Genomic DNA, 15,116 nt, shown 5'->3' with positions numbered 1-15,116 from the left:
TCAGGACGATTCCCCTCCTCTTCCCGCCTACGCGTCGCACTGCGCCCGCATCCGCGCAAACACATCCCGCAAGTCCGTACAGAACGCGTCGCCGATCATCGACAGCGGCTGCGACGCGGACGTCACCAGATAGAAATGATCGGGCACGGCCGGCTCGAACGGCTTCACGGCCACGCGCTGCCCCGCATACGCGGCCGTCACCGGATCGATCAACGCGACGCCCGCGCCGTTCGCGACGAACGCGACGATCGTCTGCGACAGCTGCGCCTCGATCGACAGCACGCGCGACACGCCGGCCTCGACGAACACGCGGTCGATCGCACTGCGCGCCTCGAAACTCGGCGGAAACGAAATGAACGGTTCGTCGCGCAGGTCCGCAGGCCGCACGACACGCTTGCGCGCGAGCCGGTGCCCGCGCGGCACGATGCAGCACATCGCCGCTTCCGCGAGCCGTTCGCCGCGCACCGCCGGATGCGGCACGGGTTCGGCGATCAGCCCGACGTCGCACTGCCCTGACGCGACCTTGTCGACGACCGTGGACGCGCTGTGCGCGAGCAGCGTGATGTCGACGCCCGGATGCGCGCCCGAGAAGCGCGTGACGAGTTCCGGCAGCAGGTCGAGCGCGACGGCGGGCGAGCCGGCCACGCGCAGCGTGCCGCGCCGCATCGCGCGGATCTGCTCGGCGGCCTGCGCGACCCGATCGAGCCCGACGAACGCGCGCTCGACCTCCTCGTACAGCACGCGCGCCTGCGCGGTCGGCGTGAAACGCCCCTGCTCGCGCTCGAACAGCACGAAGCCGACCCGTTCCTCGAGATCGGCGATCAGCCGGCTCACGGCCGGCTGCGAGATATGCAGGTCGCGGGCCGCACGCGTGACGGTATGGCGCTGCATCACCGCGCGGAACGCTTCGATCTGACGAATCCTGAGCGATGGCGTGGTCATAACATTGGATTATGGGTCGTTGATCAAGCTGTATTGGACAGTCTATTTTGCCTGCCCGAACATCGGTTCCGCAACGCAAGACAAGCCAGGAACCGCGCCATCATGGCCCATAACATGCAGAGATCGACTGACCACCACCGGAGCCGCACATGACCGTGCGCCGCTTCGACGTCGTCGTGGCCGGCGGCGGTCTCGTCGGCATGGCCCTCGCGTGGGGCATCGCGCGCCTCGGCAAGCGCGTCGCCGTGTGCGACGGCGACGACATCGCGTTTCGCGCGGCGCGCGGCAACTTCGGGCTGGTGTGGGTGCAGGGCAAGGGCGGGCGCTGCCTGCCCTACGCGCGCTGGTCGCGCGAATCGTCCGGACGCTGGCAGGCATTCGCCGCGCAATTGCAGCGCGAGACCGGCGTGGACTGCGGATTCGAACGCCCGGGCGGGATCGAACTCTTCGAACACGGCGCCGAACTGGAAAGCGCGGCCGCGCTGCTCGAATCGCTGCATCGGCAGGACGCGGCGCTGTCGTACGACGTGCTCGATCCGGCTGTGCTGCGCAAACGGATTCCGGCCGCGTCGCCGGCGCTGGCCGGCGCGCTGTGGTCGCCGAACGACGGTCACGCGAATCCGCTCTACACGCTGCGCGCGATGCTGCAGGCATTCTTGCGAAGCGGCGGCGTGTACCTGCCGCGCAACGCAGTCAGCGAGATTCGGCCGCGCGCCGGGCACTTCGAGATCGCGACGCGCGAAGGCCCGCTCGAAGCCGGGCGCGTGGTGCTCGCGGCCGGCCTCGACAACGCCCGGCTCGCGCCGATGGTCGACATGCTCGCGCCGATCTCGCCGCTGCGCGGCCAGATCATGGTGACCGAGCGCCTCGCGCCGTTTCTCGACTATCCGACGCTGGTCGTGCGCCAGACGCCGGAAGGCTCGGTCCTGCTCGGCGACTCGGCCGAGGACGTCGGCTTCGACGACGGCCAGACGCGCCCCGCGATGGTCGACATCGCGCGCCGCGCACGCACCGCGTTTCCGGCGCTCGCGCACGCACGCATCGTGCGCGCATGGGGTGCGCTGCGCATCATGACGCCCGACGGCCTGCCCGTCTACGAGGAATCGACCACGCACCCCGGCGCGTTCGTCGCGATCTGCCACAGCGGCGTGACGCTTGCGGCCGCGCATGCCGATCTCGTCGCGCCGTGGATCGCGGGCGACACCGCGCCCGCCGACCTGTCCGCCTTCACCACCGCGCGCTTTGCCGCGCCCACGGATGCCCGGCATGTTTGAATCCATCGTTCCCGCCGCCGCGCCGCGCGAGCGCGTGCGCATCCATATCGACGGCACGCCGCACGACGTACCCGCGCATTACAGCGTCGCGGCCGCGATGCTCGCCGCCGGCGCCACCGCGTGCCGCACGAGCGCGGTGAGCGGCACGCCGCGCGGCCCGTTCTGCATGATGGGCGTGTGCTTCGACTGTCTCGTCGAAGTCGACGGCGTGCCCAACGTGCAGGGCTGCATGACGCCCGTGCGCGACGGCATGCAGGTGGGCGCGATGCGCGGCAAGGCGAGGCTCGCATGACGGGCCGCCAGTACGACCTGCTGATCGTCGGCGCCGGGCCCGCCGGGATGGCGGCGGCTGCCGCCGCGCGCCATGCGGGGCTGTCCGTCGTCGTCGCCGATGAAGGCGGCGCGCCCGGCGGCCAGATCTATCGCAACGTCACCGACGCGCCCGCGACGCTCGCGCGCTGGCTCGGCAAGGATTACGAAGCGGGCCGCCCGCTCGTCGACGGGCTGCGCGCGAGCGGCGCGCACTATCTGCCGCGCAGCACGGTGTGGCAGATCGCGTTCGAACCGGAACCGGTCGCGATGCTCACGCAAAGCGGCTCGTCCGGCGGCACGCTCGAAATCGGCGCGCGCGCGGTACTGATTGCAACCGGCGCGCAGGAACGCCCGTGGCCGGTGCGCGGCTGGACCTTGCCCGGCGTGATGGGCGTCGGCGCCGCGCAGACGCTGCTGAAATCATCGGGGCTCGCGCCGTCGGCCGACACCGTGCTGGCGGGCAGCGGCCCGCTGCTGTGGCTGTTCGCCGCGCAGTTGCTGCATGCGGGCCGGCGCGTGCGCGCACTGGTCGACACGACGCCGCGCGACGCCTGGCGCCACGCGCTGCCGCATGCGCTGCCGGCGCTGCGCGGCGCCGACTATCTGCTCAAGGGCTGGCGCATGCTGCGCACGGTGCGCGACGCCGGCATCCCGGTCTATCGCGGCGCGACCGACGTCCGCATCGACGGCGACGGTCGCGCGCAACACATTCGCTTTCTCGACGCGGACGGCACCGCGCAATCGCTCGACACGTCGCTCGTGCTGCTCCATCAAGGCGTGATTCCGTCGACGCAGCTCGCCCGCTCGCTCGGCTGCGCGCACGAATGGGACGAACGCGCGGCCTGCTGGCGTCCGCACTGCGACGCACGCGGGCGCAGCAGCGTCGCGCACGTCTGGATCGCCGGCGACGGCGCGGGCATCGGCGGCGCACAGGCCGCGGCGCTCGCGGGCGAAGTGTCGGCGCTCGACATCGCGGCCGCGCTCGGCGCGCTCGATCGTCACGCGCAACACGCACGCGAGCGCCCGGTGCTGCACGCGTTGCGCCGCCATCTCGCGGTGCGGCCGCTGCTCGATGCGCTGTACACGCCGGGCGCCGCATTGCGGCGTCCCGACGGCGACACGATCGTGTGCCGCTGCGAGGAAATCACGGCCGGCGAGATCCGCGAGCTCGCGGCGCTCGGCTGCCAGGGGCCGAACCAGATGAAGGCGTTCACGCGCTGCGGGATGGGCCCGTGCCAGGGACGCTGGTGCGGCACCACGGTCGGCGAACTGATCGCCGACGTGCAGCAGCGCGACGTCGGCGACGTGGGTCACTACCGGATCCGCGCGCCGATCAAGCCGGTCACCGTCGGCGAGATGGCCGACGCCCTCGAACTGTCGAACGATTTCCGGCGCGGCGAATTCCCGAGCTGACACGCCCCCCCCACGCCAGTCCACACGAACGGAGCCTGATCATGAAGAACACGACGCGCATCACGATACTGCTGTCCGCGGCCGCGATGGCCGTCGCGACGCTCGCCTCGGCGAAGGAATGGACGACGATCCGCGTCGGCGTCGATCCCACCTACCCGCCGTTCGAATCGACCGCGACCGACGGCAGCGTGAAAGGCTTCGACATCGATCTCGGCAACGCACTGTGCGCGAAGCTCAACGCGAAATGCGTATGGGTGTCGAGCAGCTTCGACGGGCTGATTCCGGGGCTGCAGGCGCGCAAGTTCGACATGATCCTGTCGTCGATGGCCGCGACCGAACAGCGCCGCCAGCAGATCGACTTCACCGATCGCCTGTACCGCAACCAGACGCGGCTGATCGCGCGCGCCGGCTCGGGGTTGCTGCCCGATGCGGCGAAGCTCGCCGGCAAGCGCATCGCGGTCGAGCAGGGGACGATCCAGGAAACCTATGCGCGCGACAAATGGTCGGCGGCGAAGGTCGAGGTGGTGCCGTATCCGAGCTACGACCAGGCGTATGCGGACCTCGTGACCGGCCGCGTCGACGGCGTGCTGATGGATGCGGTGCAGGGCCAGCTCGGCTTCCTGTCGACGCCGCGCGGCAAGGGCTTCTCGTTCGCGGGCGGCGTCGTGTTCGACCCGAAGATCATGGGCAACGGCGATGCGGCCGGCGTGCGCAAGGCGGACACCGACCTGCGCGACGCGCTGAACCGCGCGATCGCGCAGATTCGCAGCGATGGCACGTACAACCGGATCCAGTCGAAGTATTTCGACTTCGACATGTACGGGAATTGAGCGCCCCTTCAGCGGCATCCGGCCGGGCGATCCCAGATCGCCCCGGCGCACCGCCGGGCGACGGTGCCGCTGTCGCCGCCGACATCGATCGCGGGATCTCCCGATGCCTCATACGAACCCCTCTTCGACCAGCGTACAGCCGTTCGCCGTGATCGCGTGCCGCTGCCCCGACCCGCCGACCACCCGGCTCCAGCTTGCCGACACGAGCGTCGTTGCATCGCCGTCCTCCTGCAGCACATAGGCGAACCCGCCATACATGCCCGGCACCGCGAACCACGTGCGCGGCGCCTGCGCGTCGAATTCGAGCAGCGGTTCGAGTTCGGGCAGGCGCAGCGCATCGACGCGCAGGTGCGCGATGCGCCCGACGATCATCGTGTGGAAATGGCGCTGGATGTTCGCCAGCGTGTCGTGCGGCACGCTGCGCCGGAGCTGCGGCGTCAGCAGGTTGATGAGCGCGCGATGGCCGCGCGCGACGGCGATATCGACCGGCCGCCGGCCCTGCGCATCGCGCAGCATGCGCCACGCGCCGAGCCGCAGCAGTTCGGCGACGACCGTCGGCGCCGCGCCGCCGTATGCGGCCTGGTGCAGCGGCGCATAAAGCGACGTGCCGCCCGGCCGCGTCGCGTTGACGAGATGAGGCTCGCGCGCGGCGAGCGCCAGCATCGTCGCCCAGTCGCCGTTGCGTGCCGCGTCGGCCAGCGCATGCCGGCTCGCGACGTGTGCGGCGTCGAGCATGTCGGCGCCGATGATTCCATCCCATACGAGACTCAAGCGATCGCCCTCCGTCGGCCAGTGTCACGCGCATCGTGCACCGGATAGCCCGCCCATCACAAGCATTTCCGCATGGGCGGGCGTGACGGACGTTACGGCTTGCCGGTCACGGACTCGACGATCCGGTATGCGGTCTTCACGCGCTCCTCGATCGGGAAGCTGCGGTTCGCGAGCATCACGATCGCGACGCGCTTCGCGGGAACGAATGCGACATACGTACTGAAGCCGTTGGTCGACCCCGTCTTGTTGATCCACACGTCCTGGCGCGGCGCGAGCGGCGGCTGGAGTGCGGTCGCGGGCGTCGCGTTGAACAGCATCGCCGGCGCGTTGCCGTCGAGCAGCGTCGGCAGCGCGACCGGATACGGATACTGTTCCCAGATCAGGTCCTGCGTCAGCGGCCCCGCATGGAAATAGCCGGTGTGCGTGCGCTCGAGCGCGCGCTGCAGCCGTGGCGATGTGTCGACGAGCCCCATGTTCGCCTGCACGAAGCGCAACAGGTCGGCCGCCGTCGTCCTGACGCCGTACGCCGGCTGCCACAGCATGCCGCCCGTCATCCGGATCGGCTTGCCGTCCTGCGTATAGCCCTGCGCGTAGTCGGCCCGGCGCGCGGCGGGCACGTCGATGTACGTATGCATCATCCCGAGCGCGGGGAACAGGTGCTGCTCCATCAGCACGGAGAAATCGCGGTGCATCGCCTTCGCGGTGAGCCGCCCGAGCATCCCGATCGCGACGTTCGAGTACGTGCGGCGCGTGCCCGGCATGTACGCGGGCCGCCACGCGTCGAGATAGCGCATCAGGCCCGCATCGTCGCGCACGCTGTCGGGCACCTGCAGCGGCATGCCGCCCGGCGTGTGCGTGCCGAGCTCGAGCAGCGTCACGCCGCCGAACGGCTTGCCCTGCAGCGCGGGCAGATACTTGCCGGCCGGGTCCGACAGCGACAGCTCGCCGCGCTCCTGCGCGTCGGACGCGAGCGTCGCGGTCAGCGTCTTGCTGACGGAACCGATCTCGAACAGCGTGTCGCCGGTCACGGGCTGGCCGGTTTGCGTCGACATCACGCCGTAGTCGAACACGTACGGCTTGCCGTCGGCGACGATGCCGATCGCCATGCCGGGAATGGCGTACTGCTTCATCAGCGGCGCGACGTTGCGCGTCACGGTGTCGTGAATGTCGTCCTGCGTGGCCGCGGCCGCGCGGCCGGCCGTGGTGGCGGCGCATGCGGCGACGAGCAGCGTCGCGGCGATGCGTATCGCGTTGAATCGCATGGTTGCGGTTCCTTCGATGTCGGTGGTTTGCATGGGCGCCGGGCCCGATGCGCCGCGCGGCAATGGCGGCGGGCCCGGCGAAGCAGGACTATCCGCCGCCGGCCGCGCGCCAACAAGCGATGAAATTTTGCGCGAGCAGAAAGAAATTCTTATGCGGCGCGTGAACCGGCTGGCCGAACGTCAGCCCGGCAAGCGCTCGAGAAAGGCGAGCATCGCGGCGTTGAACAGCGCGGGCCGCTGCAGCGGCGCGAAATGGCTGACGCCCGGCAGGAGCGTCAGCGTCGCGCCCGGAATCGTGCGCGCGAGATACGCCGCATGCTCGACGCGGATGAATTCGTCGTGCTCGCCCTGCACGATCGCGACCGGCACGGCGATCGCCGCGAGATCGGCCGCGCTGTAATCCGGTTGCGTGCGCATCATTTCGCCGACGGCCGCGACGAACGCATCGAACTGCCCGGGCGTCGCGGACAGTCGCGCGTAGTCCTTCCGGTGTCGCGCGAAGCAGCGGTCGATCAGCGGGCTCGGCGCCATCTCCTTCGTGCCGCCCGGATCCATGTTGCATGCGAAGAAGAACACGCCCGCCGCACGATCGGGCGCGCGGGCGGCCAGCACGAGCGCGATGCACGCACCGTCGCTCCAGCCGACGAAGCGGGCGCGGTCGATGCGCAATGCGTCGAGCACCGCGAGCACGTCCGAGGCCATGCGGTCGTAGGAATAGGGGTGGTCGTCGCGCGTGCTGCGGCCGTGGCCGCGACTGTCGATCACGATCGCGCGATAGCCGGCCGCGAGCAGCGCCGGCACCTGGTTGCCCCAGTTGCCGCCGTGGCCGAGGCCGCCGTGCAGCAGCACGACCGGCGGGCCGTGGCCGAACGACGCGTGCCAGATGCGCGCGCCATCGTGGTCCAGCCAGGCTTCGGTGTCGGCCGGCGGCAGCGGCGTGCCGCCTTGCGTGTCGAAACGGACGAGGTCGTCGTCGGTGATGGGCGCATTCATCGTTCTGCCGTCCTGTCGGGGAGAGACGAGCTTCCGATTGTAATGCGCGCCGCGCGCGCTCATCCCGCACCGGCACATGCGGGGCGGCGGCGGTCTGTCAGGCCTGGGTCGACACCAGGGCGCCGGACGTCGAGCCGCCCGCCTGCTCGAGCGCCTGCGTGAGTTGCGCGATCGCCGTCGACAGCGCGGCCGAGATCGAGCTGGCTTCCGCGCTCAGCGACTGCTGCTCGATCGCGGCGGCCGGATCGTTCTTCGCGCGCTGCCCGGCATTCGCCATTTGCTGCTGCAACTGCGCGAGCTGTTTCTGCAAGCGCTCGATGAGCTGCTTCAACTGCGCGACCGCCGGGTCCACCGCCGACCCGCCCGACGCGCCCAGCGTCTGGCCCGCGGCGTCGGACGACGCGGCGCCGCTCGTCGGCGAGGATGCCGAGGCCGAGGCTGTCGAGGTGGCGGTCGAAGTCGAAGTCGAGGCTGCCGCCGTGCCGGACGGGCTGGCGGCCGCATCGCCGGTGGTCAGCGGGGTCTGCGCGGCTGAGGAGAGAGCGATCTGCATCGTGTCGGTCCGTCGTGAGTCTGCGACTCGTATCGGTTGATCGGGAATACCTTCCAATCGGTTTACGGCATTCGTCCGACGAAACTTTAACGACGCGAATTTCCCGAAGGGGCCAGATTGACGCACCCGTCGCGCTGGTAAAATCGCCGGCTGGTCTGCCGATGCAACGCGTCGGCGGCTCCCCGCTGCGCCGCACGGCACGCCCGTATCGGCGCCCGCCCGGTCGAGCACCCCCGCCAGGTCGTCCAGCGCCGGCACGTCGCGTGCGGTGCGCTCGCGTCGACGCAACGAAGCGCCGGCCGCGCCGCGCGCACGCTTCATCACGCATTTCGAGGTATTCACGATGGCCCGCATCGGCGCCTTCTGCCTGACGACGTGGCTCGCCGCCGCGATTCTCTATTTCGGCCAGCACTCGGTCGCGATGATCGCGCTCAGCGGCGTGGTCGTGTTCGGCGGGTTCGACGTGCTGCGTCCGTAACGGCCGGCGGCGGCACGCCGCGGCCTTCGCGACCGCACGCCCTGTTTTTCACCGCAACCCCGCTTGCTCGCGCATGAACCGGAACGACGCGCATGCCGTTCCGGCGCATGCGCCGCCCGTCACCGCGGCAACGTGCGCAGCGACGACGGCCCGCCCGACAGCGCGATGCGCTTGCCCGTATCGCGCAGCTTGCCGCCTTCCACCGCATACAGCGCGAGCTGCCGCTCGACGTTGAACTGCACGATCACGTGCTTGCTGTCCGCGGTGAACACGATGCCCTGCGCGGCCTCGCCGCCGGGCACTTCGCTCACCTGCACCGCGCGGCCATCGCGGATCTCGAACAGCACCACCTTGCCGAGCTTGTGGCGGCCCGGGTTGTCGGGCGTCAGGTTCGAGCCGTCCATCGCCTGCACGGCGATCCACTTCCCGTTCGGCGAGATCGCGACGCCTTCCGGCAACGACGGCACCGTCAGGTACTGGACCGTGCGGAACGGCACGTGCGACACGTCGATCAGCGCGATCGAATCGGCGTCGCCGGCGAGCGTGCCCGGGTAGCCCGGCAGCCCCGCGAGCCCGACGTTGCTGACCACCGCCCAGCGGTTGTCGCTCGACACGTCGATCGTGTAAGGCGCAACGCCCGTGCTCAGGCGCGTACCGCTGTCGGTCACCTTGCCGTCGTCGACGTTCAGCACCGCGACGCCCTGCTCGTCGCGCAGCGACACGAGCGCATGCTTGCCGTCGTGCGTGAAGCTGATCCCGGCGAGCCGCTTCTTGCCGATCTTCAGGTTGCCGTCGAGCGTGACGTGCGTGCCGTCGATCCGCAGGATCGACACGCTGCCGTCGACGTTCGCGACGAGCGCGAGCCGGCCCGAGCGGTCGATCGCGATGCCTTGCGGATGCGTGCCGAGTTCGATGCGCGTGACGGCCGGCGGCGACGCGTCGAGACTCACGACCTGCAGGAACGTGTCGTACACGAGCTGCTTCGCGCCCGTGTCGTAGCGCGTCGGCGCGCCGACCAGCGCCACTTTCGCGTCGGGCGTGATCGCGACGGCCTGCGGCGGCCCCTGGATACCGTTCTCGACGTCGACCTGCAGCGCGACCTTCGGCGGGAAGACGCTCGCGTCGAGCAGCGTCAGCGTATCGGCGGGCGGCGCCGCGAGATAAGTGTCGCGCCCTTCGACGCGCTGGTATTTGCCGTCGTTGCCGGACACGATCCAGTCGGCCGCCTGCGCGGCGACGGCGGTCGTGGCAAGGGTCAGCGCGGCGAGCAGGCGGGCGCGGCGCAGGCGGAAAGGGTTCGAATGCATGGCGGTCGGTTCTCCGGATCGGTTGCGGACGCAAGGAATGGCACGACCCCGCTGCTCGACGGGTCGATGCAGTCGCATGATGCACGAAAGCGCAAAAAGCCGGCGCGACGTGCGCGGTCCCGCGCCGCCGCAACCGGTCGACGCCGCCGAACGGAGAGACGCCGCGTGCATCGCCCGCGAAGCGGGGATCAGGACCGCGCAGCCCCGCGCCGTGGGCTGCGGCACCGGCGCGTCATGTCGACCTGAAGGCGCTGCGCCTGGCTTTCGAGAATCCGGCAGAACGCTTCGGTCAGCGCGCTCCCCGGCCGCAGCGACGGACGCAGCATCGCGATCCGGCGCGGCGGAATCGTGTCGATCGGCACGAACGCGAGGCCCGTCGCATCGATCGACGCGGCCGTCAGGCTGTCGACGATCGCGCGGCGCCCGGCCAACTGCACCATCCGGCACGCGAGCGCCGAGCTCGACACGCGCGCCTGGATCACGTGCCGGTTCTCGGTTGCCGACAGCAGCGCCTCGAGCGCCGGGATGTCTTCCAGCGCATCGACGCTCGTCAGCCCACCTTCCTCGAGATCGGCGAGCGTCACCGTACGCCGCACGGCCAGCGAATCGTCCGCGCGCATCGCACACACGATCGTCGAATCGAGCAGGTGCTGCTCGGTGACGTTGCGCATCGCGCGAAACGGTGCGCAGATGCCGAGATCCATCTGCTGGCTCTCGACCAGATCGAGCATCCGTTCCGCATTCTCGATCGCGACCTCGACGAACACCTTCGGATATTTCGCCTGGAACACCGTGATCGCCTCGGGCAACAGCCGCTCCGTCACCGCCGGATACGCGCAAATGCCGAGACGGCCGAGCGTGCCGGCGCGCAGGCCGTCGGCCAGTTCGTTGAGGGCGTGCAGACTCGCATTGGTCCGCTCGGTCTGCTCGAACAGCAGGATCGCTTCGGCGGTCGGCAGCAAGCGGCCCTTTTCGCGCTTGAACAGCTCGACGCCGAGGCTCTCCTCGAGCAGCTTCAACTGCTTGGTCACCGCCGGCTGCGAGATGTGCAGGTTGCGCGCGGCCGCCGTCAGCGTGCGGCACCGGACCACTTCGTACAGCAACTCCACTTGGTGATAGTTGAGCGTTCGCCTTGCCATGTCCTCTCCTTCAAACGCTTCGCCATCGCGAGAGCATAACCCACGGTTATGGACTCCGGTCCGACAATGTATTGGCGGAACAGCGCGGAATTCGCTGAAATCACGCCTTTGAACACAAGAGCGGCGGATCCGCGAAGTCAGGGGACAACGATGCAGACAAGATCGAACTCAGGGGCGCAAAAGCCCACGAAATTCCGATGGTTCATGGTGTTTCTCGCGTTCCTCGCGATCGTCACCAACTATATGGACCGCGCGAACCTCGCGGTCGCGCTGCCGTACATGAATACGGAGCTGCACCTGTCGTCCGCTGAATCGGGTCTGATCCTCGGTGCCTTCTTCTGGACCTACGCGGCATGCCAGATCCCGGCCGGGATGCTGGTCGACAAATTCGGCGCGAAGCTCGTGTTCGCGGGCGCGGTCGTCTGGTGGTCGGCCTTCACGATGGCGACGAGCCTCGCGCGCGGCGGCGCATCGCTGCTCGGCCTGCGCTTTCTGCTCGGCGTCGGCGAGGCCGGGGCCTTCCCGTCCGCAACCAAATTCGTCGAGCGCTGGTTCCCGCCGACCGAACGCGGCCTCGCGTCCGGCATCTACGACTGCGGCGCGCGCGGCGGCACGCTGATCGCGCTGCCGATCTGCACCGCGATCATCACCGCATACGGCTGGCGCGCATCGTTCATCTTCACCGGCGTGATCGGGCTCGTGTGGGTCGTCGTGTGGCTGTGCGTCGCGAGCGAGTTTCCGTCGCAGAGCCGCTTCGTCAACGATGCCGAAGCAAAGCATGTCGGGCAGGACGCCCCCACCGGGAAGCGTGCGCCGGTTCGCATCAAATGGGGCCAGCTGTTCACGTCGCGCGTGGTGTGGGCGATGTCGCTCGGCTTCGCGTGCCAGGGCTACGTCGTCTATTTCTTCATCACGTGGTACCCGACCTACCTCGTGAAGGAACGCGGCTTCAGCCTGCTGCAGCTCGGCTTCTACGGGATCCTGCCGGGTCTCGCGGGCCTGGTCGGATCGTGGGTCGGCGGCTGGATCTCCGACCGCATCGCCGCCAGCCGCTATGGCCTGAATTTCGCGCGCAAGGTCTGCATCGTCGTCGGGATGGCGCTGAGCGCGACGATCGGCCTCGCCGGGCTCGCGACGCAGGCATGGCTCGCGCTGCTGCTCCTGTCGATCGCGTTCTTCGGCGTATCGGTCGCGACGTCGAGCATTCTCGCGCTGCCGGCCGACGTGTCTGCACGCGGCGAGCGCTCGGTGGCCGGCACGGTCGCCGGCTTCCAGAACTGCATCTCCAACCTCGCGGGCATCGCGAGCCCGGCCGTGATCGGGCTGCTGAAGGACGCGACCGGCTCGTTCACGCCGGGCCTGATCTCGGCGTCGATCATGGCGATCATCGGCTGCCTGATCTACATCTTCATGCTGGGCCCGATCCGCGACGACGTGCTCGAACACGTCATCGCCGACTGACGTCCGCACGATTACCCGCGACCACTTCACGAGGACAACATGCTTTGCGATTCACCGAAGGTACCGTTTCTTGCCCAGGGTATCGAGCCGGATACGGACAAGGTCTGCGCCACGTTCGCGGTGCTCGGTGCGCCTTACGGCGTGCCGTACGGCCCGGCGCTGCTGCATTGCGACGCGTCGAACGCGCCTGACCGCGTGCGCGAGCGCAGCTTCCGCTACGGGCGGCAGATCACGCACTACGACTTCGACCTGCAAGGCACGCTGTTCGGCGATACCGACGCGACCTGCGTCGACTGCGGCAACCTGCCCGGCACGCTCGACGTCGCGCGCAACGCGGCGGCCGTGACCGCCGCCGTCGCGTCGCTGCTGGAGCGCGGCGCGATCCCGATCGTGCTCGGCGGCGACGATTCGATTCCGGCGCTGTGCGTGCGCTCATTCGCGGAACACGGGCCGGTGAACGTGCTGCAGTTCGACGCGCACCTCGATTTCCGCGACGAAATAAACGGCGAGCGGCATGGCTATTCGAGCCCGATCCGGCGCATCCGCGAGATGCCGTTCGTGAACCGGATCGTGCAGGTGGGGTTGCGCGGCAGCGGCAGCGCACGGGCGAGCGACGTCGACGACGCGCTGCGCTCGGGCAACGTGCTGGTTCCGGCGGACGTCGTGCACGACGAAGGCATCGCGGCCGTCACGCGGCACCTGACCGACGATGCGCCGTGGTTCGTGACCGTCGACATCGACGGCCTCGATCCGGCCATTGCACCGGGCGTCGTCGCGCCGCTGCCGGGCGGACTGTCGTTCCATCAGACGCGCGGGATCCTGCGCCACCTGTGCGCCCATGCGCGGCTCGCGGGGATCGACATCGTCGAATATCACCCGGCGCTCGACGTGCGCGAGATGACCGCGCTGACGATCGTACGGTTGCTGACCAACGTGATCGGCACCAGCGCGCGACGACTCGCGCAATAAGCGTCGCGGCCCGGCGCGGCCTCCGGCACGCCGATAGCTGCGATCGGAACGATCGCCATCATCGCCCGCCGACGGCGGGCCAACTTCTTCGCCCTTGCAGCCATGACAGGGTAGTGCGGGATGGCGACCGGCCCCGTTTCCCGTTCCCGCGTCACACCGGATCGACCGCCCCCGCGGCCGGCGACCGCGACACGCACGCCGCCAGCGCAACGAGCGACAGCACGAGGATCGACACCGCCAGCACCGTCCGGCCGGTGCCGGCCATGGCGCTCACGCCCGTCGCGACCAGCGCCGCGCTGCCGATCTGGCAGAAGCCCACGAGCCCCGACGCGGTCGCCGCATGACCGTGCCGGCCCGCCACCGCACCGGACACGGCCAGCGACAGCGACGAACCGTTCGCGAGACTGACGATGCACATCGGCACGACGATCGCCGCGACGCCCGGGACCCCGCACGCGCTCGCGATGCCGAACGCCACGCCGCCGAGCACGAAGCACGCGATGCCGGCCGCGACGATGCGGTCGTACGGCCAGCGGTCGAGCAGGCGCTTCGCCACGACGTTCGCGACGATGATGCCGGCCGTCAGCGGCAGGTAGAGCCAGCCGCGGCGCGCCTCGTCCAGCCCCGCCGCCGCAAACAGAAACGGCGATTGCGTCAGGTACACGAACCACGCGCAGTAGATCGCGCACACCACCGCCGTATAGCGGCGAAACGCGGCATCGCGCAGCACGCGGCCGAACCCGGCGAACGGCGACGTGCGGGCGCGGGCATGCGCGGGGCGGGTTTCCGGCAGCAGCGCGAGCGTACTCGCGAGCGCGGCCCCGCCGAATGCCGCGACGAACACGAAGTCGGCGCGCCAGCCGGCCCACGCGGCGAGATGCCCGCCGATCGCCGGCGCGAGCGCCGGCGACAGCGACACCAGCGGATAGACCACCGCGTAGACCTTCGCGGACACGCGTTGGTCGCAGGTGTCCGCGATCACGGCGCGGCCGATCACGAGCCCCGCCGCCGCGCCGGCCGCTTCCGCCATGCGCCACGCGACGAAGGTCGCGAAACTGCCGGCCGACGCGCAGCCGAGCGAGCCGCCGATGTAGACCAGGATGCCGGCCACCAGCACCGGCTTGCGGCCGTAACGATCGGACAGCGGCCCGTAGGCCAGTTGCGCGAACGCCAGCACGAGCAGGTACGCGGACACGGTCTGCGGCATCCGCCAGCCGGCGACGCCGAAATCGGCGGCCATGCCCGGCATCGCGGGCAGGTAGACGTCCGACGCGACGAGGCCGAATGCGCTCAGCATCGCGACGACGAGGATCAGGGAAAGACGCGGCATGACAAGGCTCCTCGCACGCCGGTCCGGCCGGCGCGCATGTGATCGAACTCAGGCGCCGCATGGTAGAGATCGGCCGTGCATG

General features: G+C 69.8%; 15 protein-coding genes. 7 read left to right on the top strand and 8 right to left on the bottom strand.

Annotation, left to right across the window (positions count from 1 at the left end; translation table 11 throughout):
• Positions 1–27 precede the first annotated feature (27 nt).
• Complete coding sequence (locus tag BX604_RS22910) at positions 28–942, bottom strand: LysR substrate-binding domain-containing protein (RefSeq protein WP_098553161.1); 915 nt, start codon at positions 940–942, stop codon at positions 28–30.
• 149 nt (positions 943–1,091) lie between these two features.
• Between BX604_RS22910 and BX604_RS22905 the strand changes: the two genes are divergently transcribed.
• The 4 genes from BX604_RS22905 to BX604_RS22890 are packed head-to-tail and all read left to right on the top strand — an operon-like array spanning position 1,092 to position 4,771.
• Positions 1,092–2,216 (top strand): NAD(P)/FAD-dependent oxidoreductase, encoded by a 1,125-nt coding sequence (locus tag BX604_RS22905; protein WP_098553160.1) that lies wholly within the window; start codon positions 1,092–1,094, stop codon positions 2,214–2,216.
• The gene (locus BX604_RS22900) at positions 2,209–2,508 is read left to right on the top strand and encodes a (2Fe-2S)-binding protein (protein WP_098553984.1); all 300 of its coding nucleotides are present in this window, start codon (positions 2,209–2,211) and stop codon (positions 2,506–2,508) included. The genes BX604_RS22905 and BX604_RS22900 overlap by 8 nt, the downstream gene beginning before the upstream one ends.
• The gene (locus BX604_RS22895; protein ID WP_098553159.1) at positions 2,505–3,941 is read left to right on the top strand and encodes an FAD/NAD(P)-dependent oxidoreductase; all 1,437 of its coding nucleotides are present in this window, start codon (positions 2,505–2,507) and stop codon (positions 3,939–3,941) included. The genes BX604_RS22900 and BX604_RS22895 overlap by 4 nt, the downstream gene beginning before the upstream one ends.
• Positions 3,942–3,982: 41 nt before the next feature.
• The gene (locus tag BX604_RS22890) at positions 3,983–4,771 is read left to right on the top strand and encodes an ABC transporter substrate-binding protein (protein ID WP_098553158.1); all 789 of its coding nucleotides are present in this window, start codon (positions 3,983–3,985) and stop codon (positions 4,769–4,771) included.
• 108 nt (positions 4,772–4,879) lie between these two features.
• Here the strand turns inward: BX604_RS22890 and BX604_RS22885 are convergent, their stop codons facing one another.
• The 4 genes from BX604_RS22885 to BX604_RS22870 all read right to left on the bottom strand — a co-directional run bounded on the left by BX604_RS22885 (position 4,880) and on the right by BX604_RS22870 (position 8,350).
• The gene (locus BX604_RS22885; protein WP_098553157.1) at positions 4,880–5,542 is read right to left on the bottom strand and encodes an ankyrin repeat domain-containing protein; all 663 of its coding nucleotides are present in this window, start codon (positions 5,540–5,542) and stop codon (positions 4,880–4,882) included.
• A gap of 92 nt (positions 5,543–5,634) precedes the next feature.
• Positions 5,635–6,804, bottom strand: a complete 1,170-nt coding sequence (gene ampC, locus BX604_RS22880) for a class C beta-lactamase (RefSeq protein WP_098553983.1) — start codon at positions 6,802–6,804, stop codon at positions 5,635–5,637.
• Positions 6,805–6,984: 180 nt separating this feature from the next.
• On the bottom strand, positions 6,985–7,797 hold the full coding sequence (locus BX604_RS22875) for an alpha/beta fold hydrolase (protein ID WP_098553156.1): 813 nt from the start codon (positions 7,795–7,797) through the stop codon (positions 6,985–6,987).
• Between the two features lie 97 nt (positions 7,798–7,894).
• Positions 7,895–8,350, bottom strand: a complete 456-nt coding sequence (locus BX604_RS22870) for a hypothetical protein (protein WP_098553155.1) — start codon at positions 8,348–8,350, stop codon at positions 7,895–7,897.
• A gap of 268 nt (positions 8,351–8,618) precedes the next feature.
• On the opposite strand from BX604_RS22870, the gene BX604_RS39075 reads away from it, so the two are divergent.
• Complete coding sequence (locus tag BX604_RS39075) at positions 8,619–8,828, top strand: hypothetical protein (RefSeq protein WP_179894853.1); 210 nt, start codon at positions 8,619–8,621, stop codon at positions 8,826–8,828.
• Positions 8,829–8,947: 119 nt separating this feature from the next.
• Here BX604_RS39075 and BX604_RS22860 read toward each other — a convergent pair whose 3' ends face one another.
• Both BX604_RS22860 and BX604_RS22855 read right to left on the bottom strand, forming a co-directional pair.
• Positions 8,948–10,135: a beta-propeller fold lactonase family protein gene (locus tag BX604_RS22860; protein ID WP_098553154.1), complete on the bottom strand. Its 1,188-nt coding sequence runs from the start codon at positions 10,133–10,135 to the stop codon at positions 8,948–8,950.
• A 188-nt stretch (positions 10,136–10,323) separates the two neighbouring features.
• On the bottom strand, positions 10,324–11,274 hold the full coding sequence (locus tag BX604_RS22855; RefSeq protein WP_098553153.1) for a LysR family transcriptional regulator: 951 nt from the start codon (positions 11,272–11,274) through the stop codon (positions 10,324–10,326).
• Between the two features lie 204 nt (positions 11,275–11,478).
• Here BX604_RS22855 and BX604_RS22850 point away from each other — a divergent pair, with 204 nt between their 5' ends.
• Positions 11,479–12,735, top strand: a complete 1,257-nt coding sequence (locus BX604_RS22850) for an MFS transporter (RefSeq protein ID WP_244109145.1) — start codon at positions 11,479–11,481, stop codon at positions 12,733–12,735.
• Between the two features lie 39 nt (positions 12,736–12,774).
• Positions 12,775–13,704: an agmatinase gene (locus BX604_RS22845; protein WP_098553151.1), complete on the top strand. Its 930-nt coding sequence runs from the start codon at positions 12,775–12,777 to the stop codon at positions 13,702–13,704.
• A gap of 151 nt (positions 13,705–13,855) precedes the next feature.
• Here BX604_RS22845 and BX604_RS22840 read toward each other — a convergent pair whose 3' ends face one another.
• Positions 13,856–15,034, bottom strand: coding sequence for a multidrug effflux MFS transporter (locus BX604_RS22840; RefSeq protein WP_098553150.1), 1,179 nt, complete (start codon positions 15,032–15,034; stop codon positions 13,856–13,858).
• Positions 15,035–15,116 lie beyond the last annotated feature (82 nt).

This window comes from Burkholderia sp. JKS000303 (genome assembly GCF_002563755.1).
In the GTDB taxonomy this organism is placed as follows: Bacteria; Pseudomonadota; Gammaproteobacteria; order Burkholderiales; family Burkholderiaceae; genus Burkholderia; species Burkholderia anthina_B.
Note: the sequence above shows the minus strand (reverse complement) of the source record. Positions and strands in the feature narration are given on the sequence as shown.

Coding starts and splice junctions, on each gene's coding strand:
- BX604_RS22910 (WP_098553161.1), bottom strand. CDS start 942: ATGACCACGCCATCGCTCAGGATTCGTCAGATCGAAGCGTTCCGCGCG.
- BX604_RS22905 (WP_098553160.1), top strand. CDS start 1,092: ATGACCGTGCGCCGCTTCGACGTCGTCGTGGCCGGCGGCGGTCTCGTC.
- BX604_RS22900 (WP_098553984.1), top strand. CDS start 2,209: ATGTTTGAATCCATCGTTCCCGCCGCCGCGCCGCGCGAGCGCGTGCGC.
- BX604_RS22895 (WP_098553159.1), top strand. CDS start 2,505: ATGACGGGCCGCCAGTACGACCTGCTGATCGTCGGCGCCGGGCCCGCC.
- BX604_RS22890 (WP_098553158.1), top strand. CDS start 3,983: ATGAAGAACACGACGCGCATCACGATACTGCTGTCCGCGGCCGCGATG.
- ampC (WP_098553983.1), bottom strand. CDS start 6,804: ATGCGATTCAACGCGATACGCATCGCCGCGACGCTGCTCGTCGCCGCA.
- BX604_RS22875 (WP_098553156.1), bottom strand. CDS start 7,797: ATGAATGCGCCCATCACCGACGACGACCTCGTCCGTTTCGACACGCAA.
- BX604_RS22870 (WP_098553155.1), bottom strand. CDS start 8,350: ATGCAGATCGCTCTCTCCTCAGCCGCGCAGACCCCGCTGACCACCGGC.
- BX604_RS22860 (WP_098553154.1), bottom strand. CDS start 10,135: ATGCATTCGAACCCTTTCCGCCTGCGCCGCGCCCGCCTGCTCGCCGCG.
- BX604_RS22855 (WP_098553153.1), bottom strand. CDS start 11,274: ATGGCAAGGCGAACGCTCAACTATCACCAAGTGGAGTTGCTGTACGAA.
- BX604_RS22850 (WP_244109145.1), top strand. CDS start 11,479: ATGGTGTTTCTCGCGTTCCTCGCGATCGTCACCAACTATATGGACCGC.
- BX604_RS22845 (WP_098553151.1), top strand. CDS start 12,775: ATGCTTTGCGATTCACCGAAGGTACCGTTTCTTGCCCAGGGTATCGAG.
- BX604_RS22840 (WP_098553150.1), bottom strand. CDS start 15,034: ATGCCGCGTCTTTCCCTGATCCTCGTCGTCGCGATGCTGAGCGCATTC.